The organism is Williamsia soli, from assembly GCF_017377795.1.
GTDB lineage: Bacteria > Actinomycetota > Actinomycetes > Mycobacteriales > Mycobacteriaceae > Williamsia > Williamsia soli.
Genome location: NZ_JAFRDR010000008.1, coordinates 87,522 through 102,217, shown reverse-complemented (window position 1 = coordinate 102,217; position 14,696 = coordinate 87,522). Strand labels below are relative to the sequence as shown.

Below are 14,696 nucleotides of genomic sequence, written 5' to 3'. Positions count from 1 at the left end.
GGTCGGAAAGGTACCGGTAGTGACTGACAGCCTCCACCATCTGTCCGTTGCCGACGTACATGGCGACATGTCCGGACCACACAGCGAGATCGCCGGGCTGTAGATCGGCCTGTGCCACCTGCACCCCGGCGGTGTCCTGTTCCTGCGCCAACCGGGGCAGCTCGACGCCGGCTTCCCGATAAGCCCACTGCGTGAGCCCGCTGCAGTCGAGCCCTTGCCCAGGAGATGTACCTCCCCAGACGTAGGGCACACCCTGCTGGCTGAGCGCTGCCCGGACTGCTTTGGCTGCGCGCTCATTGGGTGCGTACGCGACCGAACCGTCGGGCAAGGTGATCGCGACCTCGGTGCCGCCCGGGTTGGTTGCCGTCAGTCCGGCCGGCACGGTGCGCGCCGGGTCCTCGCCGGCGTCGGATCCGGTGGTGTCAGCCGCGGTCTGTACCGGACCGAACGCGGCGTTGCCCAGATTGCCCAGTTCGGTACCGACACGGGCGAGCTGGGCGTCGACGGAGTCCGACTCCGCCGGTGCGGTGGTGCGGCCGATGGCCAGTAGCCGGTCGGTGTCGGCTTTGAGTTCGGTACGGGTGCGCTCGACGACATCGATGCCGCGTTGCAGATGTGCCATGGCTACCGGAATGATGGCCGCGAGACCCGCCGGTGTGTAGAGGGCCGGACCCATGGCTGCGGCGACGGCGACGAACGAGTCGAGTATCGCCTGCAGTTCGCCTGCGGCCAGGCGAACTTTTTCACCCGCGGACTCGATGACGTCGGCGATATCGGTGCTGTTGTCGGAGAAGTCTGCCGTATCGACGACTGCGCGCTCCAGAACCGAGGTCGCGCGGGCGGCACCCACCCCCGACCAGGCGGGTTCGAGTTCGCTATTGATGCGAACCTGCCGGTTGCGGGCGTCATCGAGAACAGTTGCAGTAGAACGCAACTGGACCGCGGGGACGCCTGCGGGCAACTCTCCGGTGCCCAATGCGGCAAGAAGGGCCCGCAACGGGATGATGAGCAATTCGATCGGGATCATCGCTGGATCGCCGCGATCTGTGCGGAGTTGGTGTCGTCTGCGCCGGTGTAGGTGTCGACGGCGTCCGCGAGACCTTGGCCAAGCGCTGCCATCCTCGTGGCCAGATCGTCGATCTTCCGGCAGTGCCGGTCGGTAACCATCACCGCGGCCGCGGTGAACTCGGCTCCGATGAGGCCGAACGTCGGCGTCAGCACGGACGCGTCGACGCGGCCGGCGAGGGCCTGGGCGGCGATGTCGGCTGCGACCGAGCGGGTGCCGGCAGCAGCGGTGGTCAGGGCGGCGGGATCAACGGAGACCGAACTCATGTGCATACGACGCGGTGGTCGGGGGTGTCGGTTCCCTCGTAAGGTGAGTCCATGCAGATCCGAGCAGTTGACCATCCACTGGCCGCCGCCAGGCTGACCACCCTCCGCGACGAGACCACCGGTAATGCGGCTTTTCGCGGCGCGCTGTCCGATCTCACCCAGATGCTCATCTACGAGGCGTTGATCGGCGCGCCGGTGACCGAGGTGCCGATCACGACACCCGTGGTCTCGACGACCGGGGTGAAGCTGGCGTCGCCGCCCCTGCTCGTCCCGGTGCTGAGAGCCGGACTGGGGATGGTCGAGCAGGCACACGCGATGGTTCCGGAGGCGAACGTCGGATTCGTGGGGATCGCCCGGAACGAAGAGACCCGGGAGCCGGTGCCTTACCTGGAGTCCCTGCCGGACGATCTGACCGGCCAGCCGGTTTTCGTTCTCGACCCGATGCTCGCAACCGGCGGTTCGATGCTGCACACGATCGAGTTGCTGGTCTCGCGCAAAGCCACCGACATCACCGCGGTGTGCGTCGTCGCGGCGCCCGAAGGCGTTGCTGCGCTCGAAAATTCCGGATATCCCGTTCGACTCGTGACCGCGGCCATCGACGATGGCCTCAATGAGGTCGCCTACATCACACCGGGTCTCGGTGATGCGGGAGATCGCCAGTTCGGTCCTAGGTAGAGCGTGCGGCCCAGCGGCCTCCGTCGCGGCGCACCTGCACGGGATGATCGAAGCATTTCGTGATGGTTGCCGAGGTCAGGGCGTCGTCGACGTGGCCCTGGACCACTGATTCGCCGTCGCGGAGCAACAGCGCGTGACTGGTGCTCGCTGGAAGATCCTCGAGGTGGTGGGTGACCAGCACACTCGCCAGGTCCGGAACCTCGCGGCGCAGTTGATCGACGCTGGTCAGGAGTTGTTCGCGGGCGGCCAGATCCAGACCCGTGGCGGGTTCGTCGAGCAGGATCAGCGACGGCCTGGCCATCAATGCCCTGGCGATGAGTGTTCGTCCGCGTTCACCCTGACTCATGGTGGTCCAGACAGAGGTTCGTCTGTCGGTCATGCCCAACAGCTCGAGAAGTTCGTCGGCATGCCGATGTTCGACGTCGATGTAATCGCGTCGATGGTCTAGTTCTGGAGTGTTCGTCAGTCCGGTGAGCACCACATCGTGAGCCGTCAACGGTAGGTCGAGGCGATGTCTCGGATCGACGTGCCCGATATGGGTACGCAACTCGCGCATGTCGACCCGGCCCAACCTGCGCCCCAGTACGTCGACGGTGCCGCGGGTCGGGTGCCCGAATGCCCGAGGATGTTCAGCAGGGTTGATTTCCCGGCACCGTTGGGACCCAGCAGCGCCCAGTGTTCGCCCGCCTTGACGGTGAAACTGATGTCGCGCAACAGGTATCGTCCTCCCCGCACCACGTCGATGTGGGCAACGTGAAGGACCTCACCTGTGGGACGAAGCGAACCGGCACTCGACCGTTCATCGGCTGTGGCGTTCAAGGTTCAGTTGGTCCAGTAGTAGATCATGGGTTCGGCAGCCAGCACCGAACCCCCTCGGGTGATGGTGAGCGACGAGCTGTCGACGAGGTAGGTGGTGTCGACGTTCACCGCGGTGAACAGGTTGCCCGAGCGGGTCGGGTACTGGATCTCGATGGCGCCGCCGTCGGCGAGACCTTTGTAATAGTAACGACCGGTCTGGTTGCCGACCTGGCAGACAACGACTTTCGACCGATTGGTCTGTCCGATCATCACCGCCGGATCACCGGCAGCGTTGCACCGTGGCCCGCTGAGGAAGCCCTGACCATCGGCGCCGGGGACATCCGGGTTGGGCAGATTCGGGGTCGTGGTCGTCGTGGTTTGTGTCGGGGTGAGCGTGCTGGTCGGGACTCCGGTCGAAGGCGACATCGTGATGGTGGACGTCGGCTGCGTGACACTGCTACTCGCGCTCGCGGTGTCGTCCTTGTCGGAAGGGATCAGCAGGAAGCCCAACAGCACGGCGACGGCCAGCACCACCGCGCCGGCCACGATCGCGCCGATGACCACCGGAGACGACCACGGTGATCTCGGCGGCGGTGTCGGTTGGTAGCTGCCACTCACGGGCTCACCCTACCGATGCCCCCCACTCAGCGGCCGACGGACAGGCTGAACTCGGCCACCTGCGCGGTGAGTTGTCTCAGCCGTGCGTGCGCCGTCGACTTTGCCTGGGTCAGCGGTGAGCCGGGTGCTACGGCAACCTCCAGATAGAACTTCAACTTGGGTTCCGTGCCGGACGGGCGCGCGATGACCCTGACCTGCTCGTGTTCTGTCGAGCCGGTGAACTGCACCGCGTCGGTGGCCGCCGGGACGGGCCGGTCCAGGAGGTCCTCCGCGGTCACGGCGATGCCGGCCACGTCGGCGGGCGGAGTGGTGCGCAGTGCATTCATGATGTCGGTGATGCGGCTCAGATCGTCGACCCGTAGGGAGTACTGGCCGGTGGCGTGCACTCCGAACTGCGTGAACAGGTAGTCGAGACGGTCGCCCAGGCCCTCGCCCTGCCCGGCAAGCCGCTCCGCGAGCACGCAGAGCGCGATGGCAGCACTGATGCCGTCTTTGTCCCGGACCGCCTCCGGGTCCACACAATGGCCGATCGCCTCCTCGTACGCGTAGACCAGTCCGTCGCCGGCACGGACCAGCCACTTGAAACCAGTCAACGTGGTGACGTGACGTGCCCCTGAGGCAGCCGCGATTTTGCCGAGCAATGTTCCCGACACGATCGTGCTGGCGACCAGGGCGTTCTCGTCGCGGTGTTCGTCGAGGATCTCCGCGCCGAGCAGTGCGCCGGTCTCGTCACCGGTGAGCATCCGCCATGCACCGTCCACGTAGGCGCCGACAGCACACCGGTCGGCATCGGGGTCGAGCGCGATCGCGAGGTCGGCGTCCACGTCCCTGGCGAGGTCGAGGAGGAGATCGGACGCGCCTGGCTCCTCGGGGTTCGGAAACGCCGCGGTGGGGAAGTCGGGATCGGGGCTGTGTTGCAAGCCGACGACGGTGACATCGTGGAACCCGCACTCCCGCAACGCCTGTACGGCGATGTCCCCGCCGACGCCGTGCATGGCCGTCAGTGCGACGCGGATACGACGCCGCTCCCGGCTCCCGAACCTGGTGACCAGGCGCGCGAGGTAGCGGTCGACGTTGGCGCGGGCTCGGCTGTCTGCGCCGACCGCGACCCGGGGGATGTCCTTCGCGGGCCCCACCCTGGTGATGAGTTGCTCGATCTCGGCGTCTGCCGGAGGGACGAGCTGAGCACCCTCTTCCAGGTAGACCTTGTAGCCGTTGTCCCCAGGTGGATTGTGCGACGCCGTGATCTGGATACCCGCGGCCGCGCCGAGGTCGCGGACAGCGAAGGCGACGAGCGGTGTCGGGCCGGGTTCGGGAAGCGCGATCACGTCGAAACCCTGCGCCGCAAGAACTTGCGTCGTCGCCGCGAAGAAGTCTTCAGACCCATGCCTGGCGTCGCGGCCGACGACGACAGAACCGCCGCGGTGGCCGTGATCGATCAGCCACTGCCCGACACCAGCGGTGGCGCCGCTGACCACCGCGACGTTCATGCCCGCCGGTCCGGCCCGCACCGGACCCCGCAGGCCCGCAGTACCGAAATGCAGGGTGTCCGAGAAGCGTTCGGCGAGCGATTCTGCGTCGAGTGTGCGCAACTCGGTCTGCGTCCTGGGGTCGGGGTCCGCGTCGATCCACGCCTCTACCTGCTCATCGGTCATCGCCGGCTCAGATCTGTTCGATGACTTGCGCGAGCAGGTGGCCCATCCGGGTCGCCGACGAGCGTCCCACCGCGAGCACTTCCTCGTGGTCGAGCGGTTCACCGGTGATGCCGGCCGCCAGATTGGTGACCAGCGAGATACCGAGTACATCAAGCTTTTCCGCTCGAGCGGCGATCGTCTCGTGAACCGTCGACATCCCGACGAGATCCGCTCCGAGCACTCGTAGCATCTTGATCTCGGCCGGGGTCTCGTAGTGCGGGCCGGGCAGACCCGCGTAGACCCCCTCGGCCAACGACGGGTCGACGCTCTGTGCGATCTGTCGCAGGCGTGGTGAATAAGCATCGACCAGATCGACGAATTGTGCACCGGCCAAGGGAGACCGCGCTGTCAGGTTGAGGTGATCACTGATCAGTACTGGCTGTCCGACGGACATGTCATCCCGCAGGCCGCCCGCAGCATTGGTCAAGATCAGTGTGCCGACACCGGAGGCGGCGGCGGTGCGGACCGCGTGCACCACGCTCGCGAGCGGATGTCCTTCGTAGGCATGGGTTCTGCCGAGTAGGACGAGTACCGACCGGCCACCGATCCGCAGGGAATGAACTGTCCCCGAGTGCCCCTCGGCGCTCGGGGGAGTGAATCCGGGCAACTCGGCCATCGGAACACTGGCAGCAGGCGTTCCCAGGGCGGCGGCCGCCGGAGCCCACCCCGAGCCGAGGACCACGGCCACGTCGTGGCTCGCTGCACCCGTTGCTGCGGCGATGGCGTCGGCAGCCGCCTGGGCGGCACGCGCGGGGTCGGTCGTCGGATCTACGTATGAACCTTGCTCTGGCATGGTCACAACCATAAGACGATATGGTCGCTCCATGCCGTACGTGACCACCAATGACGCTGTACACACCCTGTATCTCGGTGCAGAGGGCGCCGAACTCGACGAGACCAATCCGGAGAACAGGTTCGGGATCGACTGGCTCGACACCGTGAACGCCCAGCTCGATCAGGTTGTCGAGAGTGCGCCGGGCGCGCTCGTGATCACCGCCACCGGGAAGTTCTTCTCGAACGGGCTCGACGTCGACTACATCGCGGCCAACGGGGACAAGCTGCCCGCCTACCTCGACCGCGTCCACGCGCTGTACGCGCGCGTCCTGACCCTGCCCATCCCCACGGTCGCAGCCATCAACGGACACGCCTTCGGTGCCGGGGCCATGCTTGCCCTGTGTGCCGACCATCGGATCATGCGTACCGAGCGTGGTTTCTGGTCCCTTCCAGAGATTCTGCTCGGAATGCCTTTCACGACGGGCATGGCCTCGCTGCTGCGGGTTCGGCTGCCTGATTCGACGGTGACCGAGGCCATGACCACCGGTCGGCGCTACGGCGGCGCCGACGCCGCTCAGGCCGGGATCGTCGAGCACGCTGTGGACATCGACCAGCTCCTGCCCGCGGCCACCGACATCGTCGCAGGTCGCGCTGCCGTCGCGGGTCCGACTCTCGCGCTGATCAAGAAGGGTCTGCGAGCACCGCTGCTGGCAGATCTCGAGCGGCCGACGCCGCCGTCGTTGCTCGGTTGACTCGAACCGACCACGCGTGGCGCAGAGTGGGAGAATGACCTGATGACTGACATCAGGCGGCGAGGCGAACGTGCGGTGCGCACGATCGCCGGCGACCTGGTCGAGTTGTCGCATTCACTGCATTCCGAACCCGAGTTGGCGTTCGAGGAGCATCGCAGCGTCGCGAAGGTATCCGAGCTGCTCGCCGGGTACGGGTTCGAGGTGACGCCGGCGGTGGCCGATCTGCCCACCGCGTTCACGGCCTCGTACGGCTCCGGAGACCTGGTCATCGGTCTGTGTGCGGAGTACGACGCCCTGCCCGGGATGGGCCACGCCTGCGGGCACAACATGATCGCCGCGATGACCGTGGGTGCCGCCCGCGGTCTGGCCGAGATCGCCGACGAGTTGGGCATCACGGTGCTCGTGCTGGGTACACCCGCTGAGGAGACCGGTGGCGGCAAGATCGTGATGACCGAGGCCGGAGTGTTCGATCCGGTGGCCATGTCGATGATGGTTCATCCCGGTCGCGCGGATGAGATCGCCGCCAGTTCACTCGCACTCGCTGACCTGGCGATCCGCTACACCGGCCTCGAATCACATGCTGCCGCCGCCCCCGAGCGCGGTCGCAATGCGGCAGACGCCTTGACGGTCGCGCAGGTGTCGCTGGGACTGTTGCGTCAGCATCTGAAATCCGGGCAACAACTGCACGGCATCGTCAGCGATGGTGGTCGCGCCCCGAATATTGTTGCCGGACACAGTGAACTGCTCTATTACCTCAGGGCACGTGACCGGCAGTCGCTCGACGATCTGCGGGAACGTGCGGAGGGGTGCTTTGCGGCCGGTGCGATGGCGACCGGGTGCTCCTACGAAGTGGCGACGGTGTCACCGACCTACCTCGAATTGCGGCAGGATCCTCGACTGTTGTCCGCTTATCGCGAAGCGATCGTCGAATTGGGCCGACCCGTGATTCCGGCCGGACTCGAAGGGGTTCGGCCTCTCGGGAGTACTGACATGGGCAACGTCAGTCACGTGATGCCGGTCATCCACCCGCTGATCGGGATCGACAGCGGTGGGGCCGGGACGCACGAGATCGAGTTCGCGACTGCGGCGGCGTCGGCGTCGGCGGATCGGGCCGTCGTCGACGGGGCAGTGGCGCTGACCGCGACCGCGGTGCACGCAGCGCTCGATCCGGTGTTGCGCGACGAATTGCTGCAGGCGCACGAACAACGAACGGGTGGACAACCGCAGACAGCGGGCAACAGACGATGAATGTGTACAGAAAATGAGTGGGCAAGTAGTGGATTCGGAACGGTTTCTGAAAGAGCTGGACAACTGGATCGGCGAGAACAGCGCGCAGTTGGTGGCCTGGCGCCGTGATCTCCATGTGCACCCGGAGCTGTCTCGGGGTGAGTTGCGGACCACCCAGGTGGTGGTCGACGAGCTGCAGAAGGCTGGATTGTCGCCGCGGGTACTCCCGCAAGGCGTCGGCGTCGTCTGCGACATCGGACCGGCGGGGCCCTTGGTGGGCCTCCGCGCAGACATGGATGCGCTGCCGATCGCCGAGATGACGGGGCTGCCGTTCTCGTCCACTGTCGAGGGTGTCTCGCACGCCTGTGGGCATGACGGGCACACCGCCATCCTGCTCGGCGTCGCCAAGGCTTTGGCGTCCATGGGGGACCTTCCCATCGGCGTGCGATTGGTGTTCCAGGCGGCCGAGGAAGTGATGCCAGGTGGGGCGCTCGACGCGGTGACCGCGGGTGTCACCAGGGGTGTTTCGCAGTTCTATGCGTTGCACTGCGACCCGAAGCTCGAGGTGGGCAAGGTCGGACTGCGCGCAGGCCCGATCACCTCTGCCGCCGACCACGTTGAGGTGGTTCTGCATTCGCCGGGTGGGCACACCTCGCGGCCACATCTGACCGCTGATTTGGTCTACGCCATGGGCACGGTGATCACCGGGCTGCCGGGCGTCTTGTCCCGCCGAATCGACCCGCGGACCAGCACCGTGATGGTGTGGGGCGCGGCGAACGCCGGCGATGCCCCCAACGCGATCCCGCAGGAGGGTCGTCTGCGCGGCACCGTCCGCACCGGGGACCACGCGACGTGGGCGTTGCTCGAACCGCTGGTGCGCGAGATCATCGCGGGGTTGCTCGCGCCGCTGAGTGTTCGCTACGACCTCATCTACAAGCGCGGTGTGCCGCCGGTGGTCAACGATGCGGTGTCGACCGAACTACTGAGTCAGGCAATCACTTCCGTGGGACCGAATGCGCTGGCGGACACCCCACAATCCGGTGGGGGTGAGGACTTCTCCTGGTACCTCGAGAACGTTCCGGGAGCGATGGCGCGGTTGGGTGTATGGAGCGGACACGGTCCGCAGGTCGATCTGCACCAGCCGAACTTCGACCTCGACGAACGGGCGTTGGCCGTCGGGGTGCGGACGCTCGCGGGGGTCGTCTTACAGGCGGGCTTACACGCCCGATAGGTCAGGATTCCGCCGAGGGAGATTCCGGGCCGGGACCGACGTTCCGGGATTCGCGCAGGCGGAGTTGGTGCACGTAGTCGTCCGGGGCTCCGGCAATCTCGGCGGCCTCGGCCATCACTCCGAGATACCGGGCTGAGGGCAGACCGCCCTCGAACGCGTCGAGCACATACAGCCACGCCAGGACCGGGCCGTTCGCGGTGTGGATGCGCGCCCGGATCTTGCGGTGGATCTCGAGTTCGGATCCCTCCCAGCGGTCGAGGCTGCCCTCGTCGTCCTCGGTGACGTCGTAGAGCACCACGAAGACGCGGGCGTCGGGGTCGTCACGGTCTTCGGTGACTGTGGCAAGCGCACCTTCCCAGCCGATGTCGCCGCCGCCGAAGGTCAGCCGCCATCCGTACAGCCACCCTGTTCCCGCCATCGGAGAGTGTGGAGCCCGCTCGAGCATCTGCTCGGGGTGCATGTTTGATCCGTACGCGGCATAAATCGGCACGGGAGGAGCCTAGATGGTCTGCTCCCCATCGGGAAAGTGGGAACGGCGATCGACTAGATTCGACACGTGGCGACACCCCCGCCGACAGCCCATCAGGCCCATCCGACACCCCAGGGAGTTGACCTGACATGACAAAGATCGTGATCATCGGCGGAGGACCGGCCGGCTACGAAGCGGCCCTCGCCGCGGCCAGCTACGGCGCTGACATCACCGTGGTCGACAGCGACGGTATGGGCGGCGCCTGTGTGTTGTGGGACTGCGTTCCGTCCAAGACGTTCATCGCCTCGGCGGGGATCCGGACCGAAGTGCGTAGAGCTGTTGACCTGGGGATCAACCTGAAATACGACGGCGCGCTGGTGTCGCTGCCGCAGATCCACGAACGCGTCCGGGACCTTGCTTTCGCGCAGTCCTCGGACATCCGGTCCAGGCTCCTCACCGAGGGCGTCCGGATCGTTCACGGGCGCGGTCGGCTGACCGAACCCGAGGTCGGGTTCGCCGCCAGGCACCGCGTGGTGGCCACCCCGTTCGAGCCGGACGGCACCGACGGCCCGGAGGAGATTCTCGAGGCGGATGTGGTGTTGGTCGCCACCGGCGCGTCGCCGCGTGTCGTGCCCGGTGCCGAGCCGGACGGTGAGCGAATTCTGAACTGGCGTCAGATGTACGACCTGAGCGACTTCCCCGAGCATCTCGTCGTGGTCGGCTCCGGCGTGACGGGTGCCGAGTTCGTGCACGCGTACACCGAGCTCGGTGTGCAGGTGACGATGGTGTCCAGTCGCGACCGAGTACTGCCGGGCGAGGACGAGGACGCGGCCCTGGTTCTCGAGGACGTGCTCGCTGAGCGTGGGGTCAAGCTCGTCAAACATGCCCGTGCCGACCGGGTCGAGCGGACCACCGACGGTGTGATCGTGCATCTCGCGGACGGGCGGACGGTCGAGGGGTCGCATTGTCTGATGACGGTGGGCTCCGTACCGAACACCGATGGACTCGGCTTGGAAGCTGTGGGCATCGAATTGGCACGCGGTGGCTACCTGCAGGTGGACCGAGTGTCGCGGACATCGATCCCCGGGATCTACGCAGCCGGCGACTGCACGGGCTTGCTTCCGCTGGCGTCGGTTGCGGCGATGCAGGGCCGCATCGCGATGTACCACTCGCTCGGTGAGGGCGTGACCCCGATCAAGCTCAAGACAGTCGCGTCCGCGATCTTCACTCGTCCGGAGATCGCGACCGTCGGAGTGACCCAGGCGGCCATCGACTCCGGCGAGTACCCGGCGAGGACCGTGATGTTGCCGTTGGCGACCAACCCACGCGCCAAGATGAGTGGTCTGCGACGAGGATTCGTCAAGATCTTCTGCCGGCCTGCGACCGGTGTGGTGATCGGCGGAGTCGTGGTCGCGCCCAACGCGTCCGAACTGATTCTGCCTATCGCGTTGTCGGTGCAGAACAAGTTGATGGTGAGCGATCTGGCCCAGACGTTCTCGGTGTACCCGTCCCTGTCCGGATCGGTGACCGAGGCGGCCCGGCAGTTGGTTCGGCACGACGACCTGGACTGACGCCGCCCGCGTATTTCTTCATTCGCTCACGATTCCCAACTAGCGGGATGACCATTTCATATTTCGAACAGCCGAGGTTAGCCTGCTTGTAGCGGCGTACACCTGGGCCGTTGTTCGGTGACCACACTCATCACCTTCTGTCGTAATTCTGTCGTCTTCTTCTGGAGTGTGGTTGTGATCAAGCTTGATTCTGCATACGCGCCGTCCCACGCATTGGCCAACGTCCGCGGCTCGGCCATCCGTGATCTGCTGAAACTGACCGAGCAGCCGGACGTCCTCAGTCTGGCCGGCGGTCTACCTGCGACCGAACTCATTCCCGCGCAGCGGATCTCTGACACCGCGGCGCGCGTGAGCGCCGATCCGGCCGCGTTGCAGTACACGGTGAGCGCCGGCGTGATGTCGTGTCGCGAGGTTGTTGCCGACTACGTCGGATCATCAGATGTGGAGCGTGTGCTGCTGACGCATGGATCGCAGCAGGCGCTGTTCTTGCTGGCGCACGCTCTGGTGAATCCCGGCGATCTGGTGGTGGTCGATGATCCCGTGTACGTCGGTGCGCTGCAGGTCTTCCAGTCGGTGCGCGCTCGGATACGCGCACTGCCGATCACAACGCATGGTGTCGACGTCGAGTTGTTGCGTCAATGGCTCGAAGCCGGCGAACGACCGCGGATCGTCCACACGGTGAGCAACTTTCACAACCCGGCGGGTGTGTCGGCCTCCGAGTCTGCGCGGATCGAGTTGGCGCGTCTGGCAGATGAGTACGGTTTTCTGATCATCGAGGACGACCCATATGGCCGACTCAGGTTCAGGGGCCGGGATAGCGAACCCATTGCTGCGCACAGTGATCGGGTGGTGTTGTTGGGCACCGCCTCCAAGGTGTTGGCGCCCGCGCTGCGGGTGGGGTGGATGAGTGGTCCGCCCGACGTGATCCGGTTGGTGGAGCGCCTACGGCAAGGCGCCGATCTGTGTGGGTCCACATTCAGCCAATTGATGGTTGCAGAACTGCTCGGTGATCAGACGTGGTTCGCTGAGCACATCGGAGTCATACGGCAGGAGTATGGTTCGCGCGCAGCGGCTTTGACGTCGGCGCTGCGGGACACACTCGGCGAACGGGTGACGTTCGCCGAGCCGGAAGGCGGGATGTTCTGTTGGGTGCGCATGCCCGGTGTCGACACGACCGAATTGTTGCCGAAGGCGGTCGATGCAGGAGTGGCTTACGTGCCCGGCGCTGCGTTCGGCGTGGAGGCCGATTTCGGCGACTGCCTACGGTTGAGCTATGCGACGCTGACGCCCGAAGAACTTGCGGAAGGCGTCCGGCGTCTGGCTGTGGCAGTCGCGGAGTCGGATCGAAGATAGGACCTGGCAGGTGAATTCGCTCCACTTGTAGACGTGCGCGCCGGTTGTAACTGCTGCGTGTGCGTGTAAGCGGGGCGGTTGTAGGTTCGTATGAATTGTTCGAACAAGTATTCGACAGATACGAAATCTGTTGGTATGATTGGGGAAAGCGTTCGATCGAGGGTCTGGGGGGACTTCGAATGGCTGACTCGTCGTCACCTGATTCGCCGGTGGTCCCGGTTTTGGTTGCCAAGTATCTCGAGTTGGAAGTGTTGCTGGCGGAGATTGCTGAGGCGGGCTCGTCTGATCTTGATGACGTGCAGGTCAATGAGCTTGTGCGGGTGCATGAGCGGATTGCCCGCAAGCTCGAGTTCGTAGGGCTTGATCGTTTGCTCGAGGTGTCGGATCGGTCGTCGTTTGTTAAAGCCGGGTATCCATCGCTGTTCGGGTTCGCACGAAAAGAGCTGCGGCTCAGCAAAGGTGCCACCGGGGAGCGGACGCGGGCGATGGAGGCGGTCGCGCAGTTTCACTCGTTGCAGGGCGAGTTGTTGCCGCCGAAGTGTCCGGCGATGGCGTCGGCGTGGGCGGAAGGGGCGATCGGGTTCGCCCACGTCGATGCGATCTTGGATGTCCGCAACGAAATCCCGTCGAAGGCCGGCCCGGATGTGTTCGATGTGGTCGATCAGTGGATGACCGAGGACGCGCGGGTGAAGGACCCGACCGAGCTCAAAGAATCCGGTCGCGACATCTTGGCGCGGGTGGATCCGGACGGGTCGTTGACCGATGATGTGGATCGGGCCCGCAAGCGGACCTTCTCGAAGGGGTCGCAGGGTGTGGATTTCATGGCCATCGTCACCGGACGACTCGATCCGAAGACCTACGCGATGCTCGAGACGGTGATGGATGTGTGGGCGGCGCCGGGGATGAACAATCCCGCCGACCCGGACAGCCCCTCCGGTGCGAAAGACGACCCGGCTCAGGACGCGCAGTTGATCGAAGCCGCCGCCCAGCGCGACACCCGCAGCGTCGGGCAGCGTCGCCACGATGCATTGACCGCGATTTTGACGACGATCCTCGAGTGCAATCTGCTGGGTAGGTCTCATCGGGGGTTGCCCGCGCAGCTCATCGTCACGCTGACCAAGCAGCAACTCGACGAGGCAGCGGGGGTGGCGACCACCGCGAACGGGGTGGATATCCCGGTCAAAGATGTGTTGGAGTTGGCGGCGCGGTCGGACAAGTGGTTGGCGGTGTTCCCCGATCATTCGGCGCAGGTGCTGCATCTCGCGCGGGCCAAGCGGGTCGCGCAGTTGGGGCAGCGGTTGGCGATCATCGCCCGCGACCGGGGATGTAGTCATCCGGGGTGCCGCAACCCGGCGACGTGGGCCGAGTTCCATCACGTGCTCGCCTGGATCGACGGTGGCCTGACCGATGTGGACAATCTGACCCCTGCGTGTGTTCCGCATCATCGGATGATCGGGCCGGGTAAGTGGGCGACGGTGATGATCACCGACGGGCCCGACAAGGGTCGGGTGGCGTGGATACCGCCGGTGTATGTCGATCCCGAGCAAAAACCACGGGTCAACCGTGCCCACCATGTCAACGAGAGCGTGGAGGCGGCGTGGCTCGAGATTCTCGCCCAACGCCAGGCCGCACTCAGAGAACGCGAAAGCCAACTGCAACTCCCACCACCACCCGCGCAGCTCGGCGACGACCCCGACCCGCCTGAGCAGGACCAGTAGCCCACCACACCACTGAGCACGGCATCAGAAACCTCTTGATGCCGGGCTCAGTGCTGTCTGTTGGAACCGATCGCGATCCGCTAACGTCCTATCCCTGGCGTGGGGTCTGGTTTGGGGCCGGTCGCCGGTCAACGGGGGTCAAGCGGAGGAGGGGTCGTGACGGATGAAGTGAAGTTCACCAACGAGCAATGGGACGCGCTAGCTGAGGCGGCTGAGGTGTTTGCGGCGACGCTGGAGGAAGAGCGGACGAAGCTATTTCACGTCCTATCGAAGAATTGGGCAGGGCAGTGTTTGGAGGGCGAGGGAATTATCGCAAACCTGAAAGATCTGCTTCGCGGGGCTGATTCGTCGTTTTCCTCGGCGATAGTTGAGGAAGCAACCTACCTAAAGAATCTGGCAGCGGAATGCCACAACTCGAAGGTTTCTTTGAACAAAGCGGACAGCGGTAGCTCGGAACGATTCAAGAATTGATTAAACGCACCCT

Annotated in this window: 13 protein-coding genes and 2 pseudogenes; 8 read left to right on the top strand and 7 right to left on the bottom strand. The window is 65.3% G+C overall.

Annotated features, from left to right (window positions below; genetic code table 11):
- Positions 1–28: 28 nt before the first annotated feature.
- Together J3S28_RS28890 and J3S28_RS20290 are read right to left on the bottom strand one after the other, a co-directional pair.
- Positions 29–1,027 (bottom strand): annotated as a pseudogene (locus tag J3S28_RS28890) (C40 family peptidase); the annotation flags it as partial.
- Positions 1,024–1,332 (bottom strand): type VII secretion target, encoded by a 309-nt coding sequence (locus J3S28_RS20290; RefSeq protein ID WP_207842570.1) that lies wholly within the window; start codon positions 1,330–1,332, stop codon positions 1,024–1,026. The gene J3S28_RS20290 and the pseudogene J3S28_RS28890, both read right to left, overlap by 4 nt.
- Before the next feature lie 51 nt (positions 1,333–1,383).
- Here J3S28_RS20290 and upp point away from each other — a divergent pair, with 51 nt between their 5' ends.
- Complete coding sequence (upp, locus tag J3S28_RS20285; protein WP_207842569.1) at positions 1,384–2,007, top strand: uracil phosphoribosyltransferase; 624 nt, start codon at positions 1,384–1,386, stop codon at positions 2,005–2,007.
- Here the strand turns inward: upp and J3S28_RS20280 are convergent.
- The 4 genes and pseudogenes from J3S28_RS20280 to J3S28_RS20265 form a co-directional block, all read right to left on the bottom strand.
- Positions 2,000–2,751, bottom strand: a pseudogene (locus tag J3S28_RS20280) (ABC transporter ATP-binding protein). The gene upp and the pseudogene J3S28_RS20280 sit on opposite strands and share 8 nt — an antisense overlap.
- Positions 2,752–2,829: 78 nt before the next feature.
- The gene (locus J3S28_RS20275; protein WP_207842568.1) at positions 2,830–3,423 is read right to left on the bottom strand and encodes a hypothetical protein; all 594 of its coding nucleotides are present in this window, start codon (positions 3,421–3,423) and stop codon (positions 2,830–2,832) included.
- Between the two features lie 26 nt (positions 3,424–3,449).
- Positions 3,450–5,078, bottom strand: a complete 1,629-nt coding sequence (locus J3S28_RS20270; RefSeq protein WP_207842567.1) for a phospho-sugar mutase — start codon at positions 5,076–5,078, stop codon at positions 3,450–3,452.
- Between the two features lie 7 nt (positions 5,079–5,085).
- On the bottom strand, positions 5,086–5,910 hold the full coding sequence (locus J3S28_RS20265; RefSeq protein ID WP_207842566.1) for a purine-nucleoside phosphorylase: 825 nt from the start codon (positions 5,908–5,910) through the stop codon (positions 5,086–5,088).
- A 31-nt stretch (positions 5,911–5,941) separates the two neighbouring features.
- Between J3S28_RS20265 and J3S28_RS20260 the strand changes: the two genes are divergently transcribed.
- The 3 genes from J3S28_RS20260 to J3S28_RS20250 are packed head-to-tail and all read left to right on the top strand — an operon-like array spanning position 5,942 to position 9,101.
- Positions 5,942–6,643, top strand: coding sequence for an enoyl-CoA hydratase/isomerase family protein (locus J3S28_RS20260; protein ID WP_207842565.1), 702 nt, complete (start codon positions 5,942–5,944; stop codon positions 6,641–6,643).
- A 42-nt stretch (positions 6,644–6,685) separates the two neighbouring features.
- A complete protein-coding gene (locus tag J3S28_RS20255) occupies positions 6,686–7,891 on the top strand; it encodes a M20 family metallopeptidase (protein ID WP_207842564.1) in 1,206 nt (401 codons plus the stop codon).
- 13 nt (positions 7,892–7,904) lie between these two features.
- Positions 7,905–9,101, top strand: a complete 1,197-nt coding sequence (locus J3S28_RS20250) for a M20 family metallopeptidase (protein ID WP_207842563.1) — start codon at positions 7,905–7,907, stop codon at positions 9,099–9,101.
- Between the two features lies 1 nt (position 9,102).
- Here J3S28_RS20250 and J3S28_RS20245 read toward each other — a convergent pair whose 3' ends face one another.
- Positions 9,103–9,591: a gamma-glutamylcyclotransferase family protein gene (locus J3S28_RS20245; protein WP_084838296.1), complete on the bottom strand. Its 489-nt coding sequence runs from the start codon at positions 9,589–9,591 to the stop codon at positions 9,103–9,105.
- A 128-nt stretch (positions 9,592–9,719) separates the two neighbouring features.
- Here J3S28_RS20245 and J3S28_RS20240 point away from each other — a divergent pair, with 128 nt between their 5' ends.
- The 4 genes from J3S28_RS20240 to J3S28_RS20225 all read left to right on the top strand — a co-directional run bounded on the left by J3S28_RS20240 (position 9,720) and on the right by J3S28_RS20225 (position 14,683).
- A complete protein-coding gene (locus J3S28_RS20240; RefSeq protein ID WP_207842562.1) occupies positions 9,720–11,141 on the top strand; it encodes an NAD(P)H-quinone dehydrogenase in 1,422 nt (473 codons plus the stop codon).
- Positions 11,142–11,318: 177 nt separating this feature from the next.
- Positions 11,319–12,494 carry an aminotransferase-like domain-containing protein gene (locus tag J3S28_RS20235; protein WP_372436048.1) on the top strand — a complete coding sequence of 392 codons (1,176 nt, stop codon included), beginning with the start codon at positions 11,319–11,321 and terminating at the stop codon, positions 12,492–12,494.
- A 179-nt stretch (positions 12,495–12,673) separates the two neighbouring features.
- Complete coding sequence (locus J3S28_RS20230) at positions 12,674–14,212, top strand: HNH endonuclease signature motif containing protein (RefSeq protein ID WP_207842561.1); 1,539 nt, start codon at positions 12,674–12,676, stop codon at positions 14,210–14,212.
- Positions 14,213–14,368: 156 nt separating this feature from the next.
- Entirely contained in the window at positions 14,369–14,683 is a 315-nt protein-coding gene (locus J3S28_RS20225; protein WP_207842560.1) for a hypothetical protein, read from the top strand.
- Positions 14,684–14,696: the final 13 nt, after the last annotated feature.

Coding starts and splice junctions, on each gene's coding strand:
- J3S28_RS20265 (WP_207842566.1), bottom strand. CDS start 5,910: ATGCCAGAGCAAGGTTCATACGTAGATCCGACGACCGACCCCGCGCGT.
- J3S28_RS20230 (WP_207842561.1), top strand. CDS start 12,674: ATGGCTGACTCGTCGTCACCTGATTCGCCGGTGGTCCCGGTTTTGGTT.
- J3S28_RS20260 (WP_207842565.1), top strand. CDS start 5,942: ATGCCGTACGTGACCACCAATGACGCTGTACACACCCTGTATCTCGGT.
- upp (WP_207842569.1), top strand. CDS start 1,384: ATGCAGATCCGAGCAGTTGACCATCCACTGGCCGCCGCCAGGCTGACC.
- J3S28_RS20255 (WP_207842564.1), top strand. CDS start 6,686: ATGACTGACATCAGGCGGCGAGGCGAACGTGCGGTGCGCACGATCGCC.
- J3S28_RS20240 (WP_207842562.1), top strand. CDS start 9,720: ATGACAAAGATCGTGATCATCGGCGGAGGACCGGCCGGCTACGAAGCG.
- J3S28_RS20290 (WP_207842570.1), bottom strand. CDS start 1,332: ATGAGTTCGGTCTCCGTTGATCCCGCCGCCCTGACCACCGCTGCTGCC.
- J3S28_RS20270 (WP_207842567.1), bottom strand. CDS start 5,078: ATGACCGATGAGCAGGTAGAGGCGTGGATCGACGCGGACCCCGACCCC.
- J3S28_RS20250 (WP_207842563.1), top strand. CDS start 7,905: ATGAGTGGGCAAGTAGTGGATTCGGAACGGTTTCTGAAAGAGCTGGAC.